Source organism: Corallococcus sp. Z5C101001 (assembly GCF_007352635.1).
In the GTDB taxonomy this organism is placed as follows: domain Bacteria; phylum Myxococcota; class Myxococcia; order Myxococcales; family Myxococcaceae; genus Corallococcus; species Corallococcus silvisoli.
Map to the genome: position 1 here is coordinate 37,035 of NZ_VKLU01000024.1, position 25,225 is coordinate 62,259.

The following is a 25,225-nucleotide window of genomic DNA, read 5'->3' on the forward strand; positions in this document are numbered from 1 at the left end:
GCGCGCGGGCCCGCTCAGGCGGCGGGGCAGTGCCGGGCCACCGTGGCCAGCAGCTCCGCGATGTCCACGGGCTTGCGCAGCAGGCCCACCGTGCCCGGAGGCGCCTTGGCGGAGAAGTGGGCGGTGAGCATCAGCACCGGCAGCTCGCGGTAGCGGTCGTCCTGCCGCAGCCGGTGGAGGAACTCATGTCCATCCATCACCGGCATCATCAGGTCCAGCAGCACCAGGCACGGCTGGGACGTGGCGGCCAGCACGTCCAGGGCGGCCTGACCATTGGCGGCCTGGAGCACGGTGTAGTCCTCCATCTCCAGCAGCTCCGCGACGACCTCGCGCAGGTCGGGCTCGTCGTCGACGATGAGGATGGTGGAGCGAGGAGACGGGGTCACCACGGCGGACAGCCTACGCAGGCCGCCCCACTGCCGCCAGCAATGACGTGCGTCCTCCGCGAGGACGGGACGGGCAGGCGGACGGGGGATGAGGCCGCACGGCCGGGCGTCCCCTGGGTCCAGGGCAACCGTTGGAGCACGCCATCCCCCGCCGCGTCCATCCGGTGACACCGCGTGCCTAGGCTTGGGACATGCCCACGCATTCGACCTTGGAGGTCATCGGGAACGCCGCCCCCTGGGTGGATGTGACGGTGCCCGTCCACGACGGGATGGTGCACTGGCCGGACAACCCGCCCATCCAGGTGCGCCACCACCTGGACCTGTCGAAGGGGGACGCGGCCAACGTCTCGCACCTGTCCCTGGGCGTCCACTCCGGCACGCACGTGGACGCGCCCGTGCACTTCATTCCAGGCGGGATGGGGGTGGACGCGATGCCACTCGACCGGCTGCTCGGCGACGTGCGGGTGGTGTCCCTGCCGCGAGGCCCGGCCATCACGGTGGAGGCCCTGAAGGCCCATGCGCCCCGGCGGGGCGAGCGCCTGCTCTTCAAGACGCGCAACTCCTCTCACCCGTGGCACGCGGCGGACTTCCAGCCGGGCTTCACGTACCTGTCGAGCGACGGGGCGCGCTACCTGGTGGAGACGGGCGTGCGCACGGTGGGCATCGACTACCTGTCCATCGCGGGCATGGATGAAGGGGAGACGACCCACCGGCTCCTGCTGGAGGCGGGGGTGTGCATCATCGAAGGGCTGGACCTGACGGAGGTGGAGCCCGGCGACTACGAGATGATGTGTCTGCCCTTGCGGCTCGCGGATGGGGACGGGGCGCCGGCACGTGTGTTGTTGCGCTCACGGATGGATGAACGAGGAGGGCCGCCATGAAGGCCGTTGCCGTGTTTCCGGGCACCCATGAGGTGCGAGTGATTGACGAGCCGCAGCCCCAGGTGATCCGGGGCACGGAGGTGCTGCTGCGGATGCGGGAGGTCGGCATCTGCGGCACGGACCGGGAGGTCGCCGCGTTCGAGTACGGCGAACCGCCGCCGGGCGAGGACCACCTCATCATCGGGCACGAGGCGCTGGCCGAGGTGGTGGCGGTGGGGCCGGAGGTGACCAAGCTGCGGCCGGGGGACCTGGTGATCCCCTCCGTGCGCCGGCCGTGTCTGCACGCGGAGTGTCTGGCCTGCCGTTCCGGACGGCAGGACTTCTGTGTCACCGGCGACTTCCGGGAGCGGGGCATCAAGCAGACGCACGGCTTCCTCACGGAGTCCACGGTGGAGGACGAGGCGAACCTCACGCTGGTGCCTCCGGACCTGGCGGACGTCGCGGTGCTCACGGAGCCGCTGACCATCGCGGCGAAGGCGATGCAGCAGGTGAAGACGCTGCAACAGCGGCTGCCCTGGGAGCCGTCGCGCCAGCGGTCCGTGGTGCTGGGCGCCGGGCCGGTGGGGCTGCTGGGCGCGATGACGATGGTGGCGAACAACTTCGAAACGCACGTGTATTCGATGGAGAGCGGCGACAGCGACCGGGCGGACCTGGTGCGCTCGTTTGGCGCGGGCTACATCTGCAGCCAGGACTGCGCCCCGGAGGATTTGGGCAAGCGGCTGGGCAACATCGACCTCATCTACGAAGCGGTGGGCAGCTCCCATCTGGCGTTCACCGCGCTGGAGTCGCTGGGGCCCAACGGGCTGTTCATCTTCACGGGCATCCCGCCGCTGGGCGGCCCCTCGCCGCTGCCGGCGGACCAGCTCATGCGGAACATCGTGCTGGAGAACCAGCTGATCTTCGGCACGGTCAACGCCAGCCGCAGCGCGTATGCCCTGGCCCTGCGCCTGCTGGGACAGTGCATGGCGCTGTTCCCCGACAGCGTGCGGCGGATCATCACCGCGCACCGGACCATCGACGAGGCGCCGGGGATGCTGCGCAAGCGCAGCGGCATCAAGGAGGTCGTGCGGCTGTCGTGAAGCCCGGCAGGGGCTGCCCCAGCACGTCGAAGGCCTGGACCGGTATCCCGGCGGCGCGGCTGCCGGGATACGCGTCCGCGAACAGGGTCCAGATCATCGTGTCCCGGAGCAGGCCGTCGGGCGCGACCAGGCGCTTCTGGAGGGTGGCCTCGTGGGTGAACCCCAACCTGCGGGCCACCTCCGCGCTCCGGACGTTGCGGGGGTCGCAGTGGATCTCCACCCTTCGCACCCGCTCCACCTCGAAGGCGACGCGGGTGAGCGCCCCCGCCACCTCGGTCGCGAGGCCGCGGCCCACGTGCGCGGCCGCGATCCAGTAGCCAATCTCCAGGGCCCCCTCCCCCACGCGGGGATGCAGGCCGGTGCCGCCCAGGACCTCGATGCCGTCGCGGGCGAACACGCCATAGGCGTAGTCCTGCCCCAGGTCGAAGAGACCGCGCATGCGGCGCAGGTGCCCGGCCTGCCGCGTGACATCCATCGGGTAGCTCTTGGCCCACTCCATCCAGGGGAGCAGGTGGTCCAGGCTGGACTCGATGGCGCGCAGCGCCAGCCCCGCATCCGCCGGGGACCAGCAGCACAGGCGGGCGTGCTCGGTCTGGACGGTGTAGGCGGGACCGGAAGGGATTGTATTCATGGCGAACCCGGGGGTTGGGGGCCCATCGTAGACGATGCCCCGCAACTCTTCCGGCGGTCGCGTGTTCACCCTGGAAGACCCCGCGGATTTTCCTCCGCCCCTTCCGGAGTTCCCATGCGCCGCTCCATTGTCGCCGCCACCGCCACCGTCGCCTTCTTCCTGGGCTGTGCCGCCAACCACGCGTACGCGGAGCGTCAGCCGCGCATGCGCGACGCGCTCGCGCACCTGGAGTCCGCCCTGGCCGACCTGCGCGCCGCGAGCGCGGACAAGGGCGGCTACCGCGTGAAGGCCATCAGCCTCACGGAGCAGGCCATCACCTCCGTCCGGGATGGCATCCAGTACGACAACCGCCACTGACGCATCCCCGTCCTCCGCGCTCAGTCAGCCAGGGGGAATCCCCCGCCTCCTCCGGGCGTGATGTGTCACGCCCTGAAGACTCCGGGGGGACGCCATCGGGAAAGGGACTGCCTGCCTGATGCGCCTTTAGTCGCTGCCGGGGATAGGACGACCGTGCTCCGCGGTGGGCGGTGCCGCGGTCGGCTCCGCGCCGGTGAAGAAGGCGATCAGCCCGTGCGGAGCGTCGTCGCCGAAGCACAAGCGGTGGATGTTCGCGGAGTCGACGGCCTCCTTCGCGCTCCGGGCGAACATGGCTTCCTCGTACTCGGCGAGCGCGGCTTCAAGGTCGCCTCGGTGCTCGGCGAGGGCCTTGCCGAGCTCCGCGCCGTCATACATCGCGAGGTTGGCGCCCTCACCGGACGGTGGCATCAGGTGCGCGGCGTCGCCGAGGAGCGTCACGCCGGGCACGCGCTCCCACCGGTGTCCCACCGGGAGCGTGTGGATCATCCGGGGGACGAGGTCCGTCTCGCCGTCGGTGATCAGCGCGGTGAGCTCGGGCGCCCAGCCCTCGAACTCCGCCGCGATTCGAGCCTTCGCCACCTTCACGTTGGTGAAGTCGATGCCCGCGATCCACTCCCGTGGCTGGCTGACCGCGACGTAGGTGTGCAGGGCGCCGTGGGTCTCGCGGTGGGCCTGGATGCCCTTGCCGGGCGCGAGGGCGAGCATGGCCCCGCCTCCGACGACCTTCGCGCTGGCCGGGTGACGCGCGTCGGCGTCGAGCAGGTAGGTCTCGATGAACGAGAGGCCGACATACTCGGGCCTCGCGTCGGACAGCAGCGGCCGAACCTTCGACCAGGCACCGTCCGCGCCGACCAGGAGGCCCGTCGTGACCGTCGACCCGTCCGCGAACGTCACCTCATGACGCCCGCCGCCGAGCGGGCGGACGGCGGTGACCTTGCGTCCCCACTGGACGGCTCCCTCGGGCAGCGAGTCCAGCAGGATGCGCCGCAGCTCACCGCGATGCACCTCGGGGCGACGGCCGCCGCCGTCGTCGGGCTCGTCGTAGAGGACCGTGCCGTGTGAGTCGAGCACCCGCGTCGCCTCGCCGCCTTCATGGATGATCCGGCGGAACTCGTCGAACAGTCCGGCCGCCTTCAGCGCGAGCTGCCCGTTGTAGTCGTGGATGTCGAGCATCCCGCCCTGCGTGCGCGCCCCCGCGGACGCCTCGGCCTCGTAGACCGTGGCGGCGATGCCGTGGACCTGGAGGACGCGCGCGAGCGTCAGCCCGCCGAGGCCGGCGCCAATGATGGCAATCGAAGTCATCGTGCTTCCTTTCGAAGGAGAGGCCGCTCGCCGGCACGGCCGCCGGACTCTGGAACGCCGTTCCATGAATCATACTGGAACGCCGTTCCAGACCTGTCAAGATGAGGCCATGGCGAAGGCAACGCGCGGGTCGGAACGACGTGAGGACGCGCTCTCACGCGAGCGGATCGTCGACGCGGCGATCCAACTGCTCGACGACGAGGGCGAGGACGGGTTGACCTTCCGCGCGCTGGCCACGCGGCTGGCGACGGGGCCCGGGGCGATCTATTGGCACATCGCGAACAAGAGCGAGCTGCTCGTCGCCGCTAGTGACGCGGTCGTCGCCCGCGCGATGAGCGAGGTCCCCGCCTTCGCCACGCCGCACAAGGCGATCCGCGGGATCGCCGTCGGGGTGTTCGAGATGATCGACGCGCATCCGTGGGTGGGCGCGCAGCTCTCTCACGCTCCGTGGCGGACCGCGATGCTGCAGCTCTTCGAGCGCATCGGGCGCCAGCTCCAGGCGCTGCGGGTCCCACGCGGCGCCTGGTTCACGTCGGCGTCGGCGCTGTTGAGCTACATCATCAGCGTGAGCGTCCAGAACGCCGCGAACGGCCGCCTGTTCGAGCCGTCCGTGGACCGCGCTGACTTCCTCGAGACGGTGTCGGCCCAGTGGAAGGAGCTCGACGCCCACGAATATCCGTTCACCCGGAGCGTCGCGGCCCAGCTGCGCGAGCACGACGACCGCGCCGAGTTCCTCGCCGGCATCGACCTCATCCTCGCCGGGATCACGGCCTCGCTGTAGCCAGTCCCAGAGCGGCGCCCGACACCTTCCGTCAGGCCGTGAATCAGGCGGCGGCGACGGGAGGTCCAGCCAGCGGCAGGCGCACGCTGAAGGCGGAGCCCGCTCCAGGGGTGCTCGACACCGTCACCTGACCGCCGTGGGCCTCCACGATGCGCTGCAAGCGGTACAGCCCCAGGCCCAGGCCACCGTAGTTTCGCGCGGGCACCGCGCGCTCGAAGCGGCGGAAGAGCCCATCCACCCGGTCCGGCGCGATGCCGATGCCGTGGTCGCGCACCACCAGCAGCGCCGAGTCCGCGTCCGCTTGGATCTCCAGCTCCACCGGCCTGCCCGGCCCGAACTTCACCGCGTTGGACAACAGGTGCGTCACCACCTGCCCCAGCCGCAGCGCGTCCCAGCGGCCCACCGCCGGCTGGGCCTCGCGCACCACCAGCAGGCACCCCGCGCGCGACGCCATCTCCTCCGAGCGCAGCACCACGTCCCGCACCACCCGCCCCAGGTCCACGGCCTCCAGGTTCAGCCGGGGTGCGTGGCTCTGGAGCCGCGACACGTCCAGCAACCCCTCCACCAGGTCCGCCAGCCGCTGCACCTGCCGGTCCGCCGCCACCAGCGCGCGCTCCAGCCGCTCCGGCCCCACGTGCTGCTCGTGCTTGAGCGCCGCCGCCGTGCCCTGCACGCGCAGGCGCAGCGCGGCCAGCGGCGTGCGCAGCTCGTGCGCGGCCACCGACAGGAACTCGTCCCGCGCGCGCACCGCCTCACGCGTCTCGCGGTACAGCCGCAGCTGCTCCGTCACATCGCCGATGATGCCCGCCATGCGCACGGGCCGCCCCTGTCCGTCCCGGAGCGCGCGCCCCCGGCTCACGCACGAGCGGTAGCCCCCCGCCTCGTGCTTGAGCCGGAAGGACACGTCATAGGGCGAGCCCTGCTCCAGGTGCTGGGTCAACGCGGCCGCCACCGCGTCCCGGTCCTCCGGGTGCACCCGCGCGAGGAACGCGTCCGGGGTGCCCGGGAAGTCCTCCGGCTTCAGGCCCAGCATCTCCAGCAGGCGCGGGCTCCAGTACATCGTCTGGCGGCGCACATCCCAATCCCATACACCGTCGTAGGAGCCGGACACCACCAGCCGGTAGCGCTCCTCGCTCTCGCGCGCCACGCGCTCGGCCTGCTCCAGCAGTCCCACCCGCCGCTCCAGCTGCCGCACCATCGCGTACAGGTGCGCTTCGGTGGACAGCTCGCCCGGCACAGGCGCGGGCAGCGGCCCCTCCGCGCCGGACTCCCGGAGCAGCACCGCCACCAGCGCGTCATCCCCCTGCGCGCGCCGCACGAAGCCGTTGGCGCCCACGTTGGCCGCCATGCGCAGGTCCAGCTCGTCCGGCGCGGTGGCGTGCGTGAGGACGACGGGCACCCGTGAAAGCTTTGGGTCCTGGCGCAATGCCAGACACAGTCGGAAGCCATCCAACCGGGGCATCAACACATCCGCCAGCACGATGTCCGGCCGCCGCCGCCGCGCCAGCTCCAGCGCGGACAGGCCGTCCTCCGCCAGCAGGACCTCGAAGCGGAACGGAGCCAGCGCCAGCTGCAGGAGCTTGCGGAAGACCGGGTCGTCCTCCGCCACCAGCACCCGCCAGGGAGGCGCGCCCCCCGCGCCCCGCGCTTCGGGCGGCAGCGCCTGGCGCACCGCCTCCACCCGCGCGCCCAGCGACAGGGGCGGCGTGAGGAAGCCCGCCACCGGCACGTCCAGGCGGCCCAGCGCCTCCTGCTCCGCCAGCGGCGCCTCCACCCAGAGGCTCGCGCCAGAGGCCCCCAGCGCCTCGCGCAGCGCCGTCAGCGGCCCGCCCGCGGACGCCAGCAGGCCCGCCGTCACCAGCACCAGCTGCACCGGCGCGGACTCCCGCAGCGCCCGCACCAGCGGCTCCAGCCCCACCGCCAGGAGCACCCTCCAACCCTGGCTCTGGAAGGCCAGGGACAAGAGCTCCCGGTGGGGTCCGGGGGCTTCGACGAGCAGCAGGGTGGGCTTCATCGGGGCGGGGAACCAGAAGAACGGGCGCGGGCGACAGGTCGTGCTGGAAAGGTGGGACCCCAACGGCCCACGTCCAGGCTGGGAAGAGGCGCAGTGTGGGGACCAGGCCCCCTGAGTCAAGGCAACCGTGCGGAAGTGTTGGAAGTTGGAAGGGCACGGACCGGGGAGTCGGCCCACGGCTGGCTCGGCGCGTCACAGCTACAACCGGGCTACAGGTACACCTGACTTGCACTGGCACCGGGACGTAACGCGGTGGGTGTGTTATTCGACCGCGCATGGGTGCCAAGAAAGTCACCGCGCAGGAGAAACTGACCGGGTTCCAGGACCGGATTCGCGCCGCGGGGCTGCGCAGCACCGCGCCTCGGGTGGCCGTGCTGCGCAAGCTGGAGACCGCCACGGCGCCCATGAGCCACGCGGACCTGGTGGAAGAGCTGGGCGGCGAGGGCTACGACCGGGTCACCATCTACCGCAACCTCACCGACCTCACCGAGGCGGGCCTCGTCGTGCGCGCCGACCTGGGCGACCACGTCTGGCGCTTCGAGCTCAAGCGCGCCGGCGGCACCGAGCACGCCAACAGCCACCCCCACTTCACCTGCACCGACTGCGGCACCGTGGCCTGCCTGCCCGAGGAGTCCGTGCGCCTCACCACCGCCCGCGGCGTCCCTCGCGCCGTGTCCCAGCGCGCCGTGGAAGTGCAGCTGCGCGGCCTCTGCGACCGCTGCGAGTAGTCCCCCCTCCTCCCCCTCCCGCCAGGCATGGAGACGCCCGTTCAGGGTGTGCTCACTGGTAGGCACACGCCCACACCAGAACTTCCGCTTCGTTGGACCCGGGCACAGATTCGTTCTGGCGAAGGCGGGGCCCCGCCGTCCTGGCTCGGGGGACGGAGCGGCGGCTCCCAGGCTCACAGGGGGGACTGATGGAAGCCCATCACACGCTGCTGGTCGTCGACGACGACATGGACATCCGGGACGCGCTCCAGGACGCGCTGGAGCTGGAAGGGTACGCCGTGCAGCTGGCGGCGGACGGCCTGGAGGCGCTGGAGCGGCTGCGCTCCTCGGAGCCCCGGCCCCAGCTCATCCTGCTGGACCTGATGATGCCGCGCATGGACGGCGTCGCCTTCCGCGAGGCCCTGCGCCACGAGCGCGCGTGCTCGGACATCCCGGTGTTGGTGGCCAGCGCGGACCTGGACGTGCGGGACACCGTGGACGGGATGGGCGTGGCGGGCTACCTGCGCAAGCCGCTGGACCTGTCCGCGCTGCTCTTGACCGTGAAGCAGCTCTGCCTGCCGGTCTGAACGCCTGCCTGCTCCCCCCTCGACGGGGCGGACTGGCCACGAGGGGCCGCTTGGCGCGGCAGCATGTCCGCCCCACCCTTCTGGCCAGACATCGCCTCCATCCACGAAAGGGAGCGGACCATGAAGAAGCTCATCGTCGCGACTGTGCTGTGCCTGGGAACGGCCGCGTTCGCGCAGGAGCGCACCGGCACGCCGCAGAACCCGGCCCCGACCGCGCCCAGCGCGCAGCAGTACAATGGCCCCTCCACGGGCGTGGAGGCCCAGCAGGTGGGCCCCGCCATCGGTGACGCCGCGAAGTCGGCGGTGGGCGCGGACACGTCCAAGGACAAGGCGGACGCCGCGAACAAGACCGGCGTGTGGAAGATGAAGGACGCCTACAGCCTGAGCGGCACCGTGAAGAAGCCGGAGAAGGGAGACATCACCATCACCCGCACCGATACGCTTCCGGAGGTGAAGCTGGAGGTGCGTGACGCGACGGTCGTGACCCTGGACGGCAAGACGGTGAAGGCGAACGAGCTGCCGGAGGGCGCCAGCGTGCGCGCGAAGTTCCAGCTGCAGGGGGATGACTCCGTCGCGCTGGAGCTGAGGGCCAGCTCGCCGAAGAAGTAATCACAGACCGTCTCCTCGTGACGCACCGCCGGGCCCGCTCCCCCTCCACGGAGAAGCGGGCCCGGCTTTTTTGCTACCCAGCCTGGGCACCCGAGACGCCCTCCTGGGAAAGGGATTGCCCCGCGACCGACGAAGACCCGCACGCCCGGTCGCTCCGTGGGTGGGTACACCGCTTGCTTAGCCGCTGTGTGGGGAGACCATGGTGAAACGACGATTGTTGGGCGTGTGTATGGGGGCGATGCTGCTGGCGGCGGGGGGATGTGGCGGGGGGGATGTGCATTCGAACCCGGCGGAGGGCACGGACCCCATCGATCCTCCGCCAGAGACTGACGCGGGGACCGACGCGGGCACGGAGGACGGTGGCATCGACGCAGGCACGGATGCGGGGACGGACGGTGGCACCGACGCGGGGATGGATGCGGGCACGGACGCGGGCACCGACGCGGGGACGGACGGCGGCAGCGACGGGGGCACGACCGAGGACCCGTGGCCGACGGACGCGGTGATGAACTACTCGGACCGCTATGGCATTGGCCGGGTGCGGTCGGTGGGCATGGACCTGGGCCGGAACATCTGGGTGCTGGACGGCGAGCGCATCGGCGTGGTGCGCGCGGACACGCAGAAGCTGGTCTGGGTGTCCGGCGCGGTGGGCCAGGCGGCCCAGGGCAACAGCTCCACGGTCATCTGCGGCGGCGAGGCGGGGCGGGCCTACGTGGGCTACGGCGCGCCGGACCTCCAGGTGGATCCCGAGTTCCCGGGGCTGCACACCAACTTCATCGTCACGGCGAAGCCGTGTGAAGTCCCGGTGAGCACCCAGACCTGCTACCCCTTCAGCGAGCGTCGACTCCAGCTCTACCGGCAGGGCGACGTGGACGCGGTGAAGCTGGACGCCAGCGGCCAGGTCGTCTTGGAGGAGCACATCAACCAGTCGGTGCGCGCCAACACCGACGCGCAGGGCAACCCCATCCTCCAGACCGGCCCCCGCGTCGTGGACGGCGTCAGCCTGGGCATCCGCAACAGCAACGACCACCACTTCGATGAAGACCGCGCCATGCTCAGCTGCACGTCGGTGCTGCGCGGCGCGAACAAGGGCGACGTCTTCTTCGGCACCAACCACGGCGTCGTGCGCATCCGCGGCCTGACGTACAACGCGCACCGGCACCCGGTGTGGTTCGACTCGCACGGCTCGCAGTACGCGGGCTACACGTACAGCCTGGGCATCTCGCCGGACGGCGACGTGCTCATCGCGAACGAGTGGAACTTCGGCACCGTCACGCCCTCCACGAAGGTGGAGACCTGGGACGACACCCAGACTCCCACCATCAACCAGCAGAAGGTGAAGTCCTCCTTCCTGCCGGAGGTCAACTCGCAGGCGGAGTTCGACTCGTGGCGCGGCTTCCAGCAGACGACCGACGGGGTCTACTACCTGGGCAGCAAGTCCTTGGGCCTGTGGCAGATGACCATCATCTCCGCCGGCAATCCCTACCAGAAGGGCACCCGCATCGGCGCGGACGTGTCGGCGCTGGACGCCATCAACTCGCTGGCGTCCACCAACGACGGCTCGCTCTTCATCGGCACCAACGCGGGCGGCCTGTACCGGCTCACCCCCGCGAAGACGCTGGAGAAGGTAACGGGCGTGCGAGGCAGCAAGGTGCTCCAGCTCGTCTACGACGGCTCCGCGACGCCCGGCATGTTGCTGGTGCTCACCTCGGAGGGCCTGACGGTGCTGCGGGGCAACTGACCGCGGCGGCGCGCGCCACCGCCATCAAGGGCCCCTCGGCACGCCGCGCTGGCGCCGAGGGGGCCTCCCCGGCGGAAGACGGGTCCCACCCTGGCGCCGGGGCGCGGCGCATGTCGCACCGGAGGGGCGCGGCGAGCTCGCCTGGAAGCGCGCGGAAATGTTCCAGAAACCGGCCCGGTTCTGCTTCCGCCCTCCTGCTGACCGCGAGGGAGCAGGCGGGCCGGGCAGCCGGGCTTCACGCATGTCCGCGCCGTTCTCTACAATCGCCCTCGTCTCGCAGGAGGAATCCGAAAGCATGCGCCTGAGACTCGCCCGCCGCCGCCACGCCGCTGGTGCCGCCTCCACCGTCGCCCAGGCGGAGGCCGAAGCGCTGGAGCCCCACGGCCGCAACGAGCTCCAGGCGCGGGGACCGGATCCCTTCCGGCCGGACCAGCGCCTGCGGTGGCGCGACCACTTCGTGCTGACGGAGCACCTGCTCCAGCTGGACAGCATCCCCGCGGAGCATGACGGCCTGCGCATCGCGCAGCTGTCGGACGTGCACGTGGGGCAGGCGACGTCGGACGTGCGGATCCGCCGCGCGGTGGCCGCGGTGAACGAGGCGGCGCCGGACCTGGTGTTCCTCACGGGCGACTACGTCACGCACAGCCCCAAGCCGCTGCCGCGCGTGCGCCAGCTGCTCCAGGGCCTCCAGGGTCCCGTCTTCGTGGTGCTGGGCAACCACGACCACTGGGTGGACGCGGCGTACCTGCGCGCGGGCTTCGAGGACCTGGGCTACACGGTGCTCCAGAACGAGCACCGGGTGGTGCACGTGAAGGGCGCGCCGGTGACGGTGCTGGGCGTCGACGACGGGCTCACGCGCATGGACGACGTGGAAGCCACGTTCCGGGGGGCGCCCACGTCCGGCACGCGGCTGGTGCTGGCCCACACGCCGCCCACCGCGGAGAAGCTGCCGGCGCACGCGGGGCTGGTGCAGTTCTCCGGGCACACCCACGGCGGGCAGTTCGTCGTGCGCGGCCTGACGGAGGCCCTCTTCCGCCGCGCGGGGCAGCCGTACATCCGCGGCCACTACCGGGTGAACGGCAACCACCTGTACGTGAACCAGGGCCTGGGCTTCGGCTTCGGAGGCCCGTACCTGCGCCGGGGCAGCACGCCGGAGGTCGCCTTCTTCACGCTGCGCACCGCGCGGGCGGCCCACGTCGGGGCGCCCTGAGGACGCTCAGCGCAGGGGCGCGCCCAGCTTCATCCCTCCGAGCGAGGCCTCGCGCTTCTTGCGCGACAGGCTGAAGGGGCCGGGCCCGAAGTAGACGATGAGCAGCGCGCCCCCCGCCATGGAGAGGTTCTTCATGAAGTGGATGAGGTTGTTCTGCGCCTGCACCGGATCCGCCATCCGCCAGAAGTGATGGACCATGAAGGCGGAGGCCACCAGGAACACGGCGAGCATGGCGGCGCCCAGGCGGGCGAAGACGCCCAAGAGGACGCACAGGCCGCCCACCACCAGCACGCCACCGGACACCAGCACCGCGAGCCGCGCGTCGGGCACGCCGGAGGCCTGGGCGTAGGCGGTGAGCGCCTGGAGCTGGATGAAGTGATTGAGTCCGCTGGTGATGAAGATGACCGAGAACAGCAGCCGTCCCAGCGGCGCGAGCAACCCCATGAATGACCTCCATGCCTCCGGCGTGCCCCGCCCCAACGCGGACGGGCGGGTGTCATTCTCCAGATAGGCATGGACGGGGGGACGCACAGGCGGCCCCGCTCTCCCGCCCGCTCCCCGTACCTGGGGGCGGGGGCTCCGTCCCCGGGGTGACGTCCCCTCGGACTGCGACAACACGCCGCAGTCCGCCAGGAGAGGGGGAGGCTAGTGTGGCCACGCCTTGAGAACCCTGTCCCTGGCCGTCCTGTGCGTCGCGCTCCTGCTCATGCCCGCCTCGAGGGCGTGGGCGTGCGCGAGCTGCGCGTGTGGTGACCCCACGCTCACCTCCATGGGGGGCGAGCAGCCCTTCGAGGGCCGCCTGCGGCTGTCCACCATGCTGCGCGCCTGGGGGCACACGGAGGGCCGGGAGGGCGTGGATGCCCAGCGCCTCCGCGAGCTGCGCATGGACGTGGCGGTGGCGTACGCGCCCCGGCCCTGGCTGGTGCTGGCGGTGAACCTGCCGCTCCAGGCCCGCGAGGTGCGGGACGTGAGCCTCGCGCGGGAGCGCGGCTGGGGGCTGGGAGACATCGACGTGAGCGCGAAGGCGTTCGTGTGGAAGGACAAGCAGTTCTCGCCGGACCACCTGGTGAGCGTGGTGGGCGGGCTGAAGCTGCCCACGGGCCCGCGGCTGAACGCGCGGGACGGGACGGCGCTGGGCATCGACGCGCAGCCGGGCAGCGGCTCCGTGGACCCGATGGCGGGGCTGGCGTGGCAGGGCTTCCGGGGCAACTGGTCGTTCCTGGCGAGCGCCCTGGGCTTCCTGCCCACGCGAGGCCGCGAGGGCTTCCGGCTGGGCGCGTCCGTGCGCACGCAGGTGGCGGCGCAGTACCAGCCCTCCGTGAAGTGGGCGGTGCGCCTGGGCGTGGACAGCCGGGCGGAGCGGGCGGCGGACACGCACGGCGCGCCGGAGGAGTCCGGCGGAGGCTTCATCGCGTACGCGTCACCGGACGTGCTCTTCAGCCCGGGGATGGACGTGGTGGTGCAGGCCGGGGTGCGCATCCCGTTCGTCAACCAGCTGCGCCGGGTGTCGTCGACGCCCATCGCGCAGCTCTCGCTCGCGTACGACCTGTGATGCGCCTGCCTTCGCTGCTGGTGCTGGTGCTCGCGCTGTGCGCGTGCGGCGAGCGCGTGGACGGCGTGCACGTGACGCTGGGCCTGGAGCACAAGGCCACCGCCGAGGGCGTGGTCGCGGCGGGGGGCGCGCGCACCATCACGCGGGCGGATGGACAGACGCTCACGCTGACGCGCGGCTACGTGACGCTGGGCAGCGTGGAGCTGAGGCCCTGTGAAGAGGCGCTGGGGTGGAGGCTGCTCCGGGCGCTGTCGCCGGTGGGGACCGCGCACGCGCACTCGGCGGGGTCGCCGTTGAAGCTGGGCACGCCGCACGTGAGCGGGCTGGAGCGGCCGGATGGGAACGTGCTGACGCTGGGCACGCTGCGCCCGCCGCCGGGGCGGTATTGCCGGGCGCGGCTCACCTTCGAGCCGGCGGACGGGGACGCGGAAGGGATGCCGGCGGCGGACAGCGGCGTGGCCATGGAGGGGCGCACGCTGTGGCTGGAAGGGACGCGGGTGCCCGCGGGAGGTGGGGAGCCCCAGCCCTTCCGGCTGGTGAGCTCGCGCATCGCGACGGTGGACGTGGTGCTGGACGGGCTGACGCTCTCCGAGGACGAGCCGGCGGCCGAGCGCACCTTCGTGCTCGCCTGGGACTCGTGGCTGGCGACGGTGGACGTGGAGTCCGAGGAAGTGGCGGGCGCGGTGCTGGACACGGTGGCCCGCTCCGTGGCGATGTCCTCCGCCGCGCCATGACGACTCCGCCTCCGACGTCCGAACCCTCGCTCCGGGCCCGCATCAACCTGGTGTGGCTCTTGCGGCTGCGCTGGGGCGTGCTGGTGGGGCAGGCGGTGTTGGTGGCGGTGGCGGCCTGGGGGCTCAAGCTGGACCTGCCGGTGCCGGCGCTGTGCACGCTGCTGGCGGTGGAGGCGCTGACGAACGCGGCGGTGCGCGCGGGGCTCGCGAAGGCGAGGCCGGTGGCGGAGGCGGCCATCTTCGGGTTGATGCTCTGGGACACGCTGGTGCTGACGGGGCTGCTGGCGCTGAGTGGCGGGACGCACAACCCCTTCACCACGCTGTACCTGGTGAACGTGGCGCTGGGGACGGTGTTGCTGCCGCCGCGTCGCACGTGGGCGATGCTGGGGTTCACGCTGGTGGCGTTCGGCTCGCTGTTCGTGTTGCAGGACGTGACGCTGCCGGGGCTGGAGCGGCCGGACCACGCGGAGCTGATGCGGCTGCACCTGAGCGGCATGTGGGTGGCGTTCGCGGTGGCGGCGGGCTTCATCGTGTATTTCATTCAAAGGGTGACCCGGGCGCTGGCGCGGCGTGAGCAGGAATTGGCGCAGGCGAGGACCCGGCACGCGCGTCAGGAGAAGGTGGCCTCGCTGGCGACGCTGGCGGCGGGCGCGGCGCATGAATTGTCCACGCCGCTGTCCACCATCGCGGTGGTGGCGAAGGAGCTGGAGCGGGCGCTCGCGGTGTCCCAGACGTCCGAGACCGTGAGGGAGGATTTGAGGCTCATCCGCCAGCAGGTGGACCGGTGCCGGGACGTGCTGGTGCAGATGTCCGCGGACGCGGGCCAGACGACGGGAGAGCCCTTCCAGGCCATTCCGCTGGAGCGGCTGGTGGAGGAGACGCTGGCGGAGCTGCCGGGCCGGGAGCGCGTGCGGGTGGACGTGCCGGACGCGCTGAGGACGTACCCGGTGCACGGCCCGCCGAGGGCGCTGGCCCGGGTGCTGCGAGGGCTGGTGAAGAACGCGCTCCAGGCCACGCCCGTGGGCCGGCCGGTGGAGCTGCGCGCGACCGGGGACGGGACGGGGGCGAGGTTGGAGGTGCGCGACGAGGGCCAGGGCATGCCAGAGGCGGTGCTGTCGCGAGCGGGGGAGCCGTTCTTCACCACCAAGGCGCCGGGAGAGGGCATGGGGTTGGGGCTGTTCCTGGCGCGTTCGCTGGCGGAGCAGTTGGGCGGGTCGCTGGAGCTGCGCTCGAAGGCGGGAGAGGGCACGACGGCGCGGCTGAGCCTGCCGGGCGAGGGCGCGCGGGAGGTGGCGGCGTGAGCACGACTCCGGTGGACCACAGGCCCAGCCTGCTGCTGGTGGACGACGACCACACGCTGCGCGAGCGGCTGGCGCGGGCGTTCCGGGAGCGCGGCTGGGACGTGACGACGGCGGGCAACCACGAGGAGGCGATGGTGGTGGCGGGGCGCGAGTCACCGGAGTACGCGGTGGTGGACCTGCGCATGCCGGGACACAGCGGGTTGGAGTTGGTGAGGGACTTGCTGGCGGTGGACGCGTCCACGCGAGTCATCGTGCTCACGGGGTACGGCAGCATCTCCACGACGGTGGACGCCATCCGGCTGGGGGCGGTGAACTACCTGCCGAAGCCGGCGGACGCGGACGACATCCTGGCGGCGTTCGCGAGAGCGGAGGAGGCGCCGAACGTGGCGGCGCCGGAGACGTTGCAGGCGCCATCCCTGGCCCGAGCGGAGTGGGAACACATCCACCGCGTGCTCGCGGACAGCGCCGGAAACATCTCCGAGGCCGCGCGCAAGCTGGGCATCCACCGGAGGTCGCTCCAGCGCAAGCTGCAGAAGTATCCGCCGTCGCGTTGATCCGACTTCGCGGGCACATCACCGGCAAGCCACCAGCGCGCTGATTGCAGCGGTGGAAGCCAGGCGGAGCGCATCCCCTCGCCAGGGAATGTCATCGTGAACGACGAGAATCCCCTGCGTACCGCGTCGAACCTCGCCCAAGCAGGCAGGACCGCCGAGGCCATCGCCTGCCTGGAGTCCGCGCTGGCGCGCACTCGGTCAAGCAAGGAAAGGCCAACCAACACATCCACCCTCGCGAGGGCGGCGGGACTCCTCTGCGACGAAGCCGGGAGGCTATCGCAGGCAGCGCTCTACTACGAAGAAGCAGTCGCGACCCCGGAGTGCGACCCACTCCTGCTGCTCGCCTTGGCGGACGTCCGCTGGCGGTCAGGACAGGCCGACAGCGCACATTCGTGCCTGGCAAGCGCCGAATCCATGGCCCAGTCGTCCTCCGATGCCGAGGCCTTGAAGATGATCGCCAACATCCGCTCGAAGTGGGCGAGCGACGAGGGTTGATCAGCTCTCACAAAAATACGGAAGTGACAGGAATCGTCCGGTGCTACCTTCGGCACTCCCGACGATCCACCGCTGACTTGCCGGAATCGCCCATGAAACCCCTGTGCGCGTTGTTGCTGTTCCTGGTCTCGTTGTCGGGGTGTGGCGGAGGTGGAGCGTCCGGGCCTGCTGATGCGGGCGTCGGCCTGGACGCGGTCACCGGCGTCTCCGTGACCGGGGCGGACCCTATCGCCTTCAAGGCCCGGACGGTGCTCAGGGCAGTCGTGGAGGGGACCGGGACGTTCTCCGCCGACGTGACGTGGAGCATCATGTCGGGCCCGGGCAGGCTTTCCTCCGTCGGAGGTTCGTCTGTCGCATACACAGCCCCCTTCGTCCGAGAGGACACGCGGGTGACCGTCCAGGCGGTGTCCCAGGCGGATTCGTCGAAGGTCGGCGTATTCACCTTCACCGTGAGCCGGGCCCCCGCCGCGAGGCGGATGGCGGGCATCTATGACTCGGTCCTCTCCTCCGTCACATCCCCCGGCGGTCCTTCCGGTTCATCCCAGCCCTGGCCGTACACGCTAGCGGTGGTGAGCGACACCCAGGTCCGACTCACACCCGTGAGCGGCTTCTCCGCGGGGGTCCTGGTGGACGTCGGAGAGGATGGGACACTCACCCTTCCGGCGATTGCCTCCGCTCGCACCCCCTATGACGAGTACTGCATCCGGCAGTACCTCCTGGGCGACGCGGCCTCCCCCGTCGCGGGAGCGGGAACCTGGGATGAGGAGGGCAATCTGTCCTTGTCCTGGGTGGAACGCCTGGCACAGGAGTGCAACGGGCCTCCCTGGGGCCAGCATTGGTCGTCTGAATGGCGCACCACGTATGAATTGACGGGCGTCCGAATGCCTGACGCCCCTCCAGCTTCCGCCGTGGACTTCCTCGTCGGGCATCATCCGGGGAAGTACGTCGGCCTGGAGGAGAAGACGGTGCCTGGCCATTCGCCGACCACCAAGCTCTGGGATGTGCCCATGTCCCTCTACATGGAGAGGGTGGATGACACCCAGATGCGGGTCCGAAAAGTCAGCTCCCCTCCGCCTACCATCGACTCCTGGCCCGGCATCTTCGTGGACGTCTTCGAGGACGGCACGTTTGAAATGCCCGCGTCTACGTTCGCTCCCTATTCCGGCGGGGAGGATTGCGAGTGGCAGTTCTTCATTGGAGATAGCGGGTCCCTCGAGCCGGGGACGGGGACCTGGGATGTGTGGGGAAACGTGACGTTCGAATGGATCGGCCGGTATCGGCACGATTGCATCGACTCCGAAGACCGACAGTACGTCACGCGCACCCGCAACAGCTTCAAGTCTGAATGGTAGCGCGACGGCGCGCGGTTCCTGGGGTCCTGCAGGAAGCGCATACGGAGAGCAGTGCTCCGCCTGGTAGAATGCAATGAAGAGGCAGGACTTCAGCAACTGCTCTGGTGGGATGCTCGGCCGGCCGGTGCCGCTGTACATCTCATCTCATCGAACGTCGGCGAAAGCGCCGCCAGCGCGGCGTCCGCCATGTCCTTCACCCTGCGCAGCGGATGGCCCGCGGGCACCCGGTCTCCCGGCGTCCTCAAGCCGAACAGCGTCGTCTGCTGCTTGGGCCGTCCGCGCATCCCTGCTTCCAATGCGCGGAGGACACCACGTCACGGTGCGGGGTGTCGCTCCCTCGGAGGGGTTGCTCAACACCCTGCTAGCAAGAACTGCGGGACTCCTCTGCGACGAAGCCGGGAGGCTATCGCAGGCAGCGCTCTACTACGAATAAGCAGTCGCGCCCCCGGAGCACGACCCGCTCCTGCTGCTCGCCTTGGCGGACGTTCGCTGGCGGTCAGGACAGGCAGACAGCGCACGTTCGTGCCTGGCAAGCGCCGAAGCCATGGCCCAGTCGTCCTCCGATGCCGATGTCTTGAAGATGATCGCCAACATTCGCTCGAAGTGGGCGAGCGACGACAGTCGATGGGATTGCCGCCCTGGCGTCGAGGGTGGGCCTGGGGGTGCTGGGTGCCACGCAAGGAGCGCGGCACCCGGTCCTCTCCTCAGAAACACTCGCCGCAGAACCTGTAGCTCGTCTCTCCGGCATCATAGACATCCGCCGGATTCGTATCGGAGCGGCAGTAGAGGTGCTCGATGAAGTCGCTGCCGTTGAAGTGATTGTAGCAGGGAGGCGTGAACCTGGGCGCGTAGGTGCATACCATCTCATAATACCCGGTATATCCCGGAGCGCATTGCGCGGCACGCTGCCCCTGCTCACGCATCTCCTCCGGCGGAATGGTCGCGTCGGCCTCATTCCCTCCACACCCCGAGAGGAATCCGGCCACGAGCAGCGCACAGCCCATGAAGCGAATTGCTTGCATTTCTCTCTCCATGAAATAATGGGATTCGCACGGCCTTGAAAGTGTAGCCATTCAAAGCGCTGGCGCGATACTCAGCGCGTCATACAGCGCACGACGTCGTGCGTTGGCTGGCCGCGAAATGTCAGGCATGGGAAAGAGCAACCCCACGGTGTTCCTGGGTATCCTGGAACCCGGAGGAGCTTGTCACCGCGGAGTGACAAGGCAAGGGACCGGGTCTCGCGCACATGAGTCCAAGTCAAGAGCACCTGCGAACGTGGGGCTGCGACCGCGCCCCCACAGTCTCCAGCTCTGAAAGGAGTCGCCGAGCCCTGAGCGACGCGCGCAAGCGAAGACGACGCTCACTCCTATCTTCGGCCACCGAGTTCCCGACGAAGCTCCATCGTCGAGTCCGTTCCGGCGGGAGTCCCTGGGGAAGTCAGCGAACCGAGCGCGCCCCACCAGAGGTCTCAGCGACCGGGCGCCAGACGATACGAGACATCACAACGGAGAGAACGTGGCCACACCCCGAGGTAGCAAGAAGGCGATGATCGACGCATTCCTGGAATGGATGCAGGCGATGGTCCTGCATCTGCCAGCGGCCGATCCCAAGCTTGGCAAGATCACCCTCACCAAGGGCACGCTCGAACTCCGCCTGCCGCGCGAGCCTCGCATGCTGCGAAGTAGGGTGTCCGCGCCCCTCTCGTTGCTCACAGGCGTGTTCATGGAGCTCGATGTCGCGGCCACGGAGCGCGTGTACACACAGTCGACGGGCCCGGCGGATAAGGTGCTGGCCCTGCTCCGCAGCGAAGGGGCTCCGCAACCGACCTATCTCGAACTGCTGCATGCGACGAAGGAGGCAGAGAGGAGAGCGAGGCGCTCCCGGGCATGCTCTTGGCCAAGGACATGTCCGATCCGCATGATCGCAAGCATCCCCTCTTCGTAACCGTCCGGCGAGCGACGTGTCGGGAGGCATTGCCGGGGAAGATTCTGTGGTCGACCCTGACCGGAATGTCGAGGCCGGTTGAGAAGCAGGAGTGGTTCCAGGTCGCCGCAGCATTCGAGGCAAGCGGCCTGACACAGAAGGAGTTCTCCGCGCAGCGAGGGTTGCGGCTGAGCACGCTGCAGTCGTGGGTGTACCGACGCCGACGCCAGCACGCGCGGAAGGTCCAGCAGGTGCGCCTGCTGCCGGTGGAGGTATCGACCGTCGCGCAGGCGAGTCCAGCGTTGCTGGAGGTCGTGCTGACCATCGGAGCGCGGCTGCGGTTCCCCGCGGGTGCGGACGTCGACTACGTCGCCCGGCTCGTCACCGCGCTGGGCAGGTGAGCGAGTGTTCACGCTTCCTGCGTCCGTGCGGGTGGTGCTGGCCACCGAGGCGGTGGACATGCGCAAGTCGATTGACGGCCTCATGGCGGTGGTGAAGTCCGCCTGGGGTGAGGACGTCTACTCTGGCCACCTGTTCGCCTTCGTCTCGAGGCGAGGCGACCGCATCAAGGTGCTGACGTGGAGTCGGGGTGGCTTCGTGCTGCTGTACAAGCGGCTGGAGACGGGCCGCTTCCGGCTGCCAAAGGTGGACGCCGACGCGAGCGCGGTGCAGTTGGACGCGACGCAGTTGGCGATGCTGCTGGATGGTATCGACGTCACCGAAGTCAAACGCTCGCCCGCCTGGACACCACCTGGGCGCACGTCCTCGTAGCGTGAGGACAGGCCGTGGCGCGGCAAGGTGTTGGCACCAGGTGCCACGCGAGCTGCCCCAAGACCACTTCTGCCCCTGGCGCGAGGAAGCCGAAGAGCTTCGCGAGCGGATGACGTCGCTGGAGGCGAAGATGGCGGCGTTGGAGCGGCGCGTCTTCGGCCGCAAGACGGAGAAGCTTCCGCCGGTGGCGAAGGAGCTGGGGCTGTCGTCCGCCAGTCCAGAGGACGAGGCCCTCCGGGCCGCGAGCGCACTCCAGACGCGACGAGCGCGCGCGGCGCGCAAGGCCGCGGTGGCCGTGGAGCGCGAAGTCCACCACGAGGTGCCTGCCGAGGACCGGCGCTGCCCGGCGTGCGGCGGCGAGACGCGCAAGCCCTTGGGCGAGGGGCGCCGGACGGTGGTGTACGAGCACGTGCCGGCCTTCTTCGAGAGGCAGGTGCACGTGCAAGAAGTTCTGGCGTGCACCTGCGGCCGAGGCGTCGTCACCGCGCCCGCGCCGCCCAAGGTGGTTGACAAGGGAGAATACGGCCCGGGCCTGCTGGCTCACGTGGTGGTCTCCAAGTGCGCGGACGCCATGCCCCTGCACCGCCTGGCCCAGCGGATGGAGCGGGGCGGCGTCCCGATGAGCCGCAGCACGCTGACGGACCTCTTCCACCAGTCCGCCGAGGTGCTACTGCCGCTGTCCTCTCACCTCTTGCAGTGCATCGCCTCGTCCGAGGTGGTGTGGGCAGACGAGACACCGCTTCGCGTGCTGGACGTGAAGAAGACGCGCCGGGGCTACCTCTGGACGTTTCTCGCCCAGATGCCCCAGGGCGAGTGGCTCATCGGCTACCGCTTCAGTCTGGGACGCGCGGGCAAGACGCCCAAGGACGTGCTGGGTGGCACCACGGGCGCGCTCGTGGTGGACGGGTACACCGGCTACAACGCGGTGACGCTGCCGGAGGGCCGCGCGCGTGTCGGCTGCTGGGCACACGTACGCCGCAGATTCTTCGAGGCCCTTCCCACCGCGCCCGAGGCCCGCGAGGCGATGGACCTCATCCTCGAACTCTATCGCGTGGAAGCGCAGGCGCGGGAGGCGGGCGTCGTGGGCACTGCGGCGCACCGAGCGCTGCGCCAGGAATTCAGCGCGCCCATTCTCGCGCGTCTCTCGACGTGGCTCGCAGTCCAGACGCCGCGCCACCCACCGAAGAGTCCGCTGGGCCAGGCCCTCTCCTACGCGACGAAGCAATGGGACGCGCTGACTCGCTTCATCGAGGACGCGCGACTGCCCTTGGACAACAACCGCTCGGAGGCGGCATTGCGCAAAGCCGCACTGGGCCGCAAGAACTTCCTCTTCGTCGGGCACGAGGCCGCGGGAGAGAACCTCGCGGGCCTCTACGCGCTGGTAGCCACCTGCGAAGCCAACGGCGTCAACCCCGAGGTGTACCTGGCCGACGCCCTGCTCCGCGTCCAAACGCATCCCAACTCGCGCATCGCGGAACTGCTGCCGCACGAGTGGAAGCGTCGGCAGACCACCGGTCCGCCCGAGTCCCACCTCCAGCCCCAGCCCTGAACTCCCCCCGGTCGCGGCGTCCGACGCGCACGGACCTCGTCCATCTTCAACCGCTTGCACCACGTCACTGACCGGACGGTTACCCCTCTTCGCCGAGCCGCTTCCGGCGCTGTCAGCCGGCGCGCGCAAGCCGGCCGTGGCAGGTTCGGAGGCGGCGTTCCTCGGGCGACGCCTGCGTGAAGGCATTGGACGGAGCGCGGTCGACGCGCTGCTCTTGGCGCTGGATCTCAACGAGCATCTGTCAGATGCCATCAGTGACGTAGGCGCACAGAAGACGCGCTTGGCGAAGTTGTTGGGCGCGGTCGACCGCACCCTTCCAGCGCTCGCCGCGAGCTCCGAGCTGGCCACACGCGACATCGTACGGCTCGTCCGCCAACAGCTTGGCAGCGCGCTCGCGTGCCGGTACGAGCAGGCCTGATTCACGAGTTGGATGGAGCTGTCATGGACCGTCCTATCGGGTCGCTCGCGGGTCACCCACGCGGATCGCGGTTTCGCTCAGAGCAAGGAGTCCGCGTGCTTGGAGCGTCAGGGGTGGGCTTCGCCAAAACCTGAACGATTCTGAGCCCTTGACCCTCTCTCCGCGTGCGGACGCAGGGCAAACGGCCGCCAACGGCCAGCCTGATGGATCAGCGAATGAGATCCGTTCAGCCGACCCGACACGGTCCGCATACCCGATCTCTGACATACTCAATGCGGCGAGGGAGAAGATTGGCTTCCAACAAGCAGCTCATGCTGTTCTCGCACCGAAGCCAATTCACACAGGCGGTGCACGTCCGCCGAATCTGGCCCGATTGAGCTCTAGCATCCTGAAGAGCTTGTCATCGGGTCCCATGCGCCATCCCCCTTCCTTCTCGCCACTCTCACTCCATCGCTGCTCCGCAACCAGAATTCCATACTCATAAACCGCTTCAACGCGGAGTCTCCCCTCCTCATCCCACGACCGAGACGGCCCATGGCGGACGCCGCCCCAGTGCTGAACTTCCTCGACCACCACACCCAACTCACTCCACGTGCGACTTCCCCCCTCCATCAGACCTTCCGCGTAGCCTGTTTCAATTGCGAGGCGGCCATTGGGGAAGAGCTCGAAGGCCACGCCTGAGAACGGGCGGTCTCCCCAGAACATCAACTGGTCGTCGCCCACCATCAGGTCGTCGAACTGCACTCGCTGCATCACGGACCTCCCAGCACTGCAATAGCCGGAGGAAGAATCGCCCTGCAGTTACTGCAGGGCGGAGGAACACCGAGCACCTTGGCTGCGCCGCAGTGACCCATTGTGGAAGAGCGAGTCCACAAGGGCATCAGCAGTCACCGTCCTCCCGAGCATGAAGCGCCTTGTCCAACGCGATCATCTCGGAGTGCGCTCCAGGCGATACGCATTGGGCACGGCTTCTGACAACCACCATTCCCAGAATTGAAGCCGACGCGCAGAGTCGGACAATACGTCCCAAACGGGTCCGCCTGCGCAGGCAGCCGATGCAAACGCCGAAGCATCCATGTCTTCGGCATCGACTTGGTTGTCGCGTAGCTTCTCATCCACCTCAGCCAGCGGGAACAACTCGTCCTCAATACAGGTGCACAAAGCCTGTACAGCAGAAAATCCCGCCGCTACCCCTCGCAGATCCTCCTCATCTGAGCACGACAACTCAACCATGTGATTCCAGGCCTGCTGCCAGAGGTCCTGGCCTTCACTCTTCTCACATCTTGCCACTCTCATCTCTTCCGCGAAGTCCAGCGCCGTGTGCGGCGTTCGATCCTGCAAGTACTTCGACTCCCACAGAGGAAGCACATGCCGCGCAGTCTCGAGCGCGAGCACCATACGCCGAGCATGCCCTGGCCCAAGGCCTCGCTCATGCCCCATCGACATCCAAATCTGTTGTCGCAAACCCAGTGAAAGATCGCACACGGGGTCAGCTCGCACCACAGTAGTCGCCCGCTGAACCAGCGACTTCAACACACCCATGTCACTCATCTTCACTCTCCGCCAATTCTACCTTGCCATTTCATCACCCTGCCATCAGGCGTGACCACCCCAGTGCAGATTGAGTCGCGCACAACCTGCTCAGCTTGGCGACTTTTCGTAAGTGCCATGAACATCCACCCAGTCTCCGGGGACAGCCAGCGGACGGCAAGCCGCACCTTCCACACCGCGTTTACGCTCGGAACGACGTCCTGGGGAGACTCGTGCAAGGAGGACGGCGTCGTCCCAACTGTAGCGCATGAATACTTCTTGGACTCAAGAGACTGGATAGCAGTAGGTGAATTCGCCATCGGCTCCCCTGGCAGAACACATCAACCACTCCGTGACACGCACATGCTCGGCTATCCTGGCGACTCAAGGTGGTTCTGGAATGAAGTTCATGCCCACAAATCTCTTGGCGAAGTCGTCTGGGTCAATCACTTCACCCCACTGACGTGCTTGGTCCTCGCTCTTCTTCCAGATCACAACGATCTCTGCGGCTGGATCTCGCTCCCACCGCATCGCAGCCCGGAGTACCTCCTGCCAAGTACCCTCGGCGTGGAATATCGCTCGCAGCTTCGGACTGACTGCTTCACGCCTCGCTTCGTCTGCAGCATTGAGGTGGCCGACAAACCACAGGATATAGCAATCCAACATCCAGATTAGAATTTGGCGGTATCCGTCCGGCCAACGACGTGCTGAGAGGCGTTGAGTGAGGCGTCGGCGCGGTGGACCCTGGGGTGCATGTCGAA

Annotated in this window: 30 protein-coding genes; 20 read left to right on the forward strand and 10 right to left on the reverse strand. The window is 69.3% G+C overall.

All coding sequences use genetic code 11. From position 1 onward, the window contains the following. Positions 1-14: 14 nt before the first annotated feature. The gene (locus FOF48_RS34960) at positions 15-389 is read right to left on the reverse strand and encodes a response regulator (RefSeq protein WP_143909145.1); all 375 of its coding nucleotides are present in this window, start codon (positions 387-389) and stop codon (positions 15-17) included. Positions 390-577: 188 nt separating this feature from the next. Between FOF48_RS34960 and FOF48_RS34965 the strand changes: the two genes are divergently transcribed. Both FOF48_RS34965 and FOF48_RS34970 read left to right on the forward strand, forming a co-directional pair. After that, positions 578-1,267 (forward strand): cyclase family protein, encoded by a 690-nt coding sequence (locus FOF48_RS34965; RefSeq protein WP_201756031.1) that lies wholly within the window; start codon positions 578-580, stop codon positions 1,265-1,267. After that, the gene (locus FOF48_RS34970; protein ID WP_143909148.1) at positions 1,264-2,346 is read left to right on the forward strand and encodes a glucose 1-dehydrogenase; all 1,083 of its coding nucleotides are present in this window, start codon (positions 1,264-1,266) and stop codon (positions 2,344-2,346) included. The genes FOF48_RS34965 and FOF48_RS34970 overlap by 4 nt, the downstream gene beginning before the upstream one ends. On the opposite strand, the gene FOF48_RS34975 is transcribed toward FOF48_RS34970, so the two are convergent. Further along, positions 2,321-2,977 carry a GNAT family N-acetyltransferase gene (locus tag FOF48_RS34975; protein ID WP_143909150.1) on the reverse strand — a complete coding sequence of 219 codons (657 nt, stop codon included), beginning with the start codon at positions 2,975-2,977 and terminating at the stop codon, positions 2,321-2,323. The genes FOF48_RS34970 and FOF48_RS34975 overlap by 26 nt on opposite strands. Before the next feature lie 114 nt (positions 2,978-3,091). Here FOF48_RS34975 and FOF48_RS34980 point away from each other — a divergent pair, with 114 nt between their 5' ends. Continuing rightward, complete coding sequence (locus tag FOF48_RS34980; RefSeq protein ID WP_143909152.1) at positions 3,092-3,334, forward strand: hypothetical protein; 243 nt, start codon at positions 3,092-3,094, stop codon at positions 3,332-3,334. 126 nt (positions 3,335-3,460) lie between these two features. Here FOF48_RS34980 and FOF48_RS34985 read toward each other — a convergent pair whose 3' ends face one another. Next, complete coding sequence (locus FOF48_RS34985) at positions 3,461-4,636, reverse strand: NAD(P)/FAD-dependent oxidoreductase (protein WP_143909154.1); 1,176 nt, start codon at positions 4,634-4,636, stop codon at positions 3,461-3,463. A 109-nt stretch (positions 4,637-4,745) separates the two neighbouring features. Here FOF48_RS34985 and FOF48_RS34990 point away from each other — a divergent pair, with 109 nt between their 5' ends. Beyond that, complete coding sequence (locus FOF48_RS34990) at positions 4,746-5,417, forward strand: TetR/AcrR family transcriptional regulator (RefSeq protein WP_143909156.1); 672 nt, start codon at positions 4,746-4,748, stop codon at positions 5,415-5,417. Between the two features lie 43 nt (positions 5,418-5,460). On the opposite strand, the gene FOF48_RS34995 is transcribed toward FOF48_RS34990, so the two are convergent. Continuing rightward, positions 5,461-7,431 (reverse strand): ATP-binding protein, encoded by a 1,971-nt coding sequence (locus FOF48_RS34995; protein WP_143909158.1) that lies wholly within the window; start codon positions 7,429-7,431, stop codon positions 5,461-5,463. A 275-nt stretch (positions 7,432-7,706) separates the two neighbouring features. Between FOF48_RS34995 and FOF48_RS35000 the strand changes: the two genes are divergently transcribed. The 5 genes from FOF48_RS35000 (at position 7,707) to FOF48_RS35020 (ending at position 12,285) form a co-directional block, all read left to right on the forward strand. Continuing rightward, the gene (locus FOF48_RS35000; RefSeq protein ID WP_143909160.1) at positions 7,707-8,159 is read left to right on the forward strand and encodes a Fur family transcriptional regulator; all 453 of its coding nucleotides are present in this window, start codon (positions 7,707-7,709) and stop codon (positions 8,157-8,159) included. Positions 8,160-8,347: 188 nt separating this feature from the next. Continuing rightward, entirely contained in the window at positions 8,348-8,725 is a 378-nt protein-coding gene (locus tag FOF48_RS35005) for a response regulator transcription factor (protein ID WP_143909162.1), read from the forward strand. A gap of 120 nt (positions 8,726-8,845) precedes the next feature. Next, positions 8,846-9,334, forward strand: a complete 489-nt coding sequence (locus tag FOF48_RS35010; protein ID WP_143909164.1) for a hypothetical protein — start codon at positions 8,846-8,848, stop codon at positions 9,332-9,334. A gap of 199 nt (positions 9,335-9,533) precedes the next feature. Beyond that, positions 9,534-11,075 carry a hypothetical protein gene (locus FOF48_RS35015; protein WP_143909166.1) on the forward strand — a complete coding sequence of 514 codons (1,542 nt, stop codon included), beginning with the start codon at positions 9,534-9,536 and terminating at the stop codon, positions 11,073-11,075. A 295-nt stretch (positions 11,076-11,370) separates the two neighbouring features. Then, entirely contained in the window at positions 11,371-12,285 is a 915-nt protein-coding gene (locus tag FOF48_RS35020) for a metallophosphoesterase (RefSeq protein ID WP_143909168.1), read from the forward strand. A 6-nt stretch (positions 12,286-12,291) separates the two neighbouring features. On the opposite strand, the gene FOF48_RS35025 is transcribed toward FOF48_RS35020, so the two are convergent. After that, positions 12,292-12,729 (reverse strand): DoxX family protein, encoded by a 438-nt coding sequence (locus FOF48_RS35025; protein WP_143909170.1) that lies wholly within the window; start codon positions 12,727-12,729, stop codon positions 12,292-12,294. 217 nt (positions 12,730-12,946) lie between these two features. Between FOF48_RS35025 and FOF48_RS35030 the strand changes: the two genes are divergently transcribed. From FOF48_RS35030 to FOF48_RS36685, 6 genes are all read left to right on the forward strand, one after another. After that, positions 12,947-13,837, forward strand: a complete 891-nt coding sequence (locus FOF48_RS35030) for a transporter (protein ID WP_328700862.1) — start codon at positions 12,947-12,949, stop codon at positions 13,835-13,837. After that, positions 13,837-14,571, forward strand: a complete 735-nt coding sequence (locus FOF48_RS35035; protein WP_143909172.1) for a hypothetical protein — start codon at positions 13,837-13,839, stop codon at positions 14,569-14,571. The genes FOF48_RS35030 and FOF48_RS35035 overlap by 1 nt, the downstream gene beginning before the upstream one ends. Next, complete coding sequence (locus FOF48_RS35040; RefSeq protein ID WP_143909174.1) at positions 14,568-15,872, forward strand: ATP-binding protein; 1,305 nt, start codon at positions 14,568-14,570, stop codon at positions 15,870-15,872. The genes FOF48_RS35035 and FOF48_RS35040 overlap by 4 nt, the downstream gene beginning before the upstream one ends. Further along, positions 15,869-16,426, forward strand: a complete 558-nt coding sequence (locus tag FOF48_RS35045) for a response regulator transcription factor (protein WP_143909176.1) — start codon at positions 15,869-15,871, stop codon at positions 16,424-16,426. The genes FOF48_RS35040 and FOF48_RS35045 overlap by 4 nt, the downstream gene beginning before the upstream one ends. A 96-nt stretch (positions 16,427-16,522) precedes the next feature. Then, the gene (locus FOF48_RS35050; RefSeq protein ID WP_186002200.1) at positions 16,523-16,921 is read left to right on the forward strand and encodes a tetratricopeptide repeat protein; all 399 of its coding nucleotides are present in this window, start codon (positions 16,523-16,525) and stop codon (positions 16,919-16,921) included. A 92-nt stretch (positions 16,922-17,013) separates the two neighbouring features. Continuing rightward, positions 17,014-18,273, forward strand: a complete 1,260-nt coding sequence (locus FOF48_RS36685; protein ID WP_186002201.1) for a hypothetical protein — start codon at positions 17,014-17,016, stop codon at positions 18,271-18,273. A gap of 89 nt (positions 18,274-18,362) precedes the next feature. Here the strand turns inward: FOF48_RS36685 and FOF48_RS35055 are convergent, their stop codons facing one another. Beyond that, the gene (locus FOF48_RS35055; protein WP_186002202.1) at positions 18,363-18,557 is read right to left on the reverse strand and encodes a hypothetical protein; all 195 of its coding nucleotides are present in this window, start codon (positions 18,555-18,557) and stop codon (positions 18,363-18,365) included. A 420-nt stretch (positions 18,558-18,977) separates the two neighbouring features. Next, positions 18,978-19,295, reverse strand: a complete 318-nt coding sequence (locus FOF48_RS35060; protein WP_143909180.1) for a hypothetical protein — start codon at positions 19,293-19,295, stop codon at positions 18,978-18,980. A 523-nt stretch (positions 19,296-19,818) separates the two neighbouring features. Between FOF48_RS35060 and FOF48_RS35065 the strand changes: the two genes are divergently transcribed. From FOF48_RS35065 to FOF48_RS35085, 5 genes are all read left to right on the forward strand, one after another. Beyond that, entirely contained in the window at positions 19,819-20,217 is a 399-nt protein-coding gene (locus FOF48_RS35065) for a hypothetical protein (protein ID WP_143909182.1), read from the forward strand. A gap of 65 nt (positions 20,218-20,282) precedes the next feature. Next, positions 20,283-20,597, forward strand: coding sequence for an IS66 family insertion sequence element accessory protein TnpB (locus FOF48_RS35070; protein ID WP_143909185.1), 315 nt, complete (start codon positions 20,283-20,285; stop codon positions 20,595-20,597). 4 nt (positions 20,598-20,601) lie between these two features. After that, complete coding sequence (gene tnpB / locus FOF48_RS35075) at positions 20,602-20,967, forward strand: IS66 family insertion sequence element accessory protein TnpB (RefSeq protein WP_143909187.1); 366 nt, start codon at positions 20,602-20,604, stop codon at positions 20,965-20,967. A 109-nt stretch (positions 20,968-21,076) separates the two neighbouring features. Next, positions 21,077-22,516, forward strand: a complete 1,440-nt coding sequence (locus FOF48_RS35080) for an IS66 family transposase (protein ID WP_143909201.1) — start codon at positions 21,077-21,079, stop codon at positions 22,514-22,516. A 136-nt stretch (positions 22,517-22,652) separates the two neighbouring features. Further along, complete coding sequence (locus FOF48_RS35085; protein WP_143909189.1) at positions 22,653-22,934, forward strand: hypothetical protein; 282 nt, start codon at positions 22,653-22,655, stop codon at positions 22,932-22,934. A gap of 336 nt (positions 22,935-23,270) precedes the next feature. Here FOF48_RS35085 and FOF48_RS35090 read toward each other — a convergent pair whose 3' ends face one another. The 3 genes from FOF48_RS35090 to FOF48_RS36800 all read right to left on the reverse strand — a co-directional run. Next, positions 23,271-23,687, reverse strand: coding sequence for a toxin-antitoxin system YwqK family antitoxin (locus FOF48_RS35090; RefSeq protein WP_143909191.1), 417 nt, complete (start codon positions 23,685-23,687; stop codon positions 23,271-23,273). A 174-nt stretch (positions 23,688-23,861) separates the two neighbouring features. Next, positions 23,862-24,476: an Imm5 family immunity protein gene (locus FOF48_RS35095; protein ID WP_186002203.1), complete on the reverse strand. Its 615-nt coding sequence runs from the start codon at positions 24,474-24,476 to the stop codon at positions 23,862-23,864. Between the two features lie 372 nt (positions 24,477-24,848). Next, the coding region (locus tag FOF48_RS36800) for a hypothetical protein (protein WP_221938263.1) at positions 24,849-25,225 on the reverse strand (377 nt) is incomplete at its 5' end.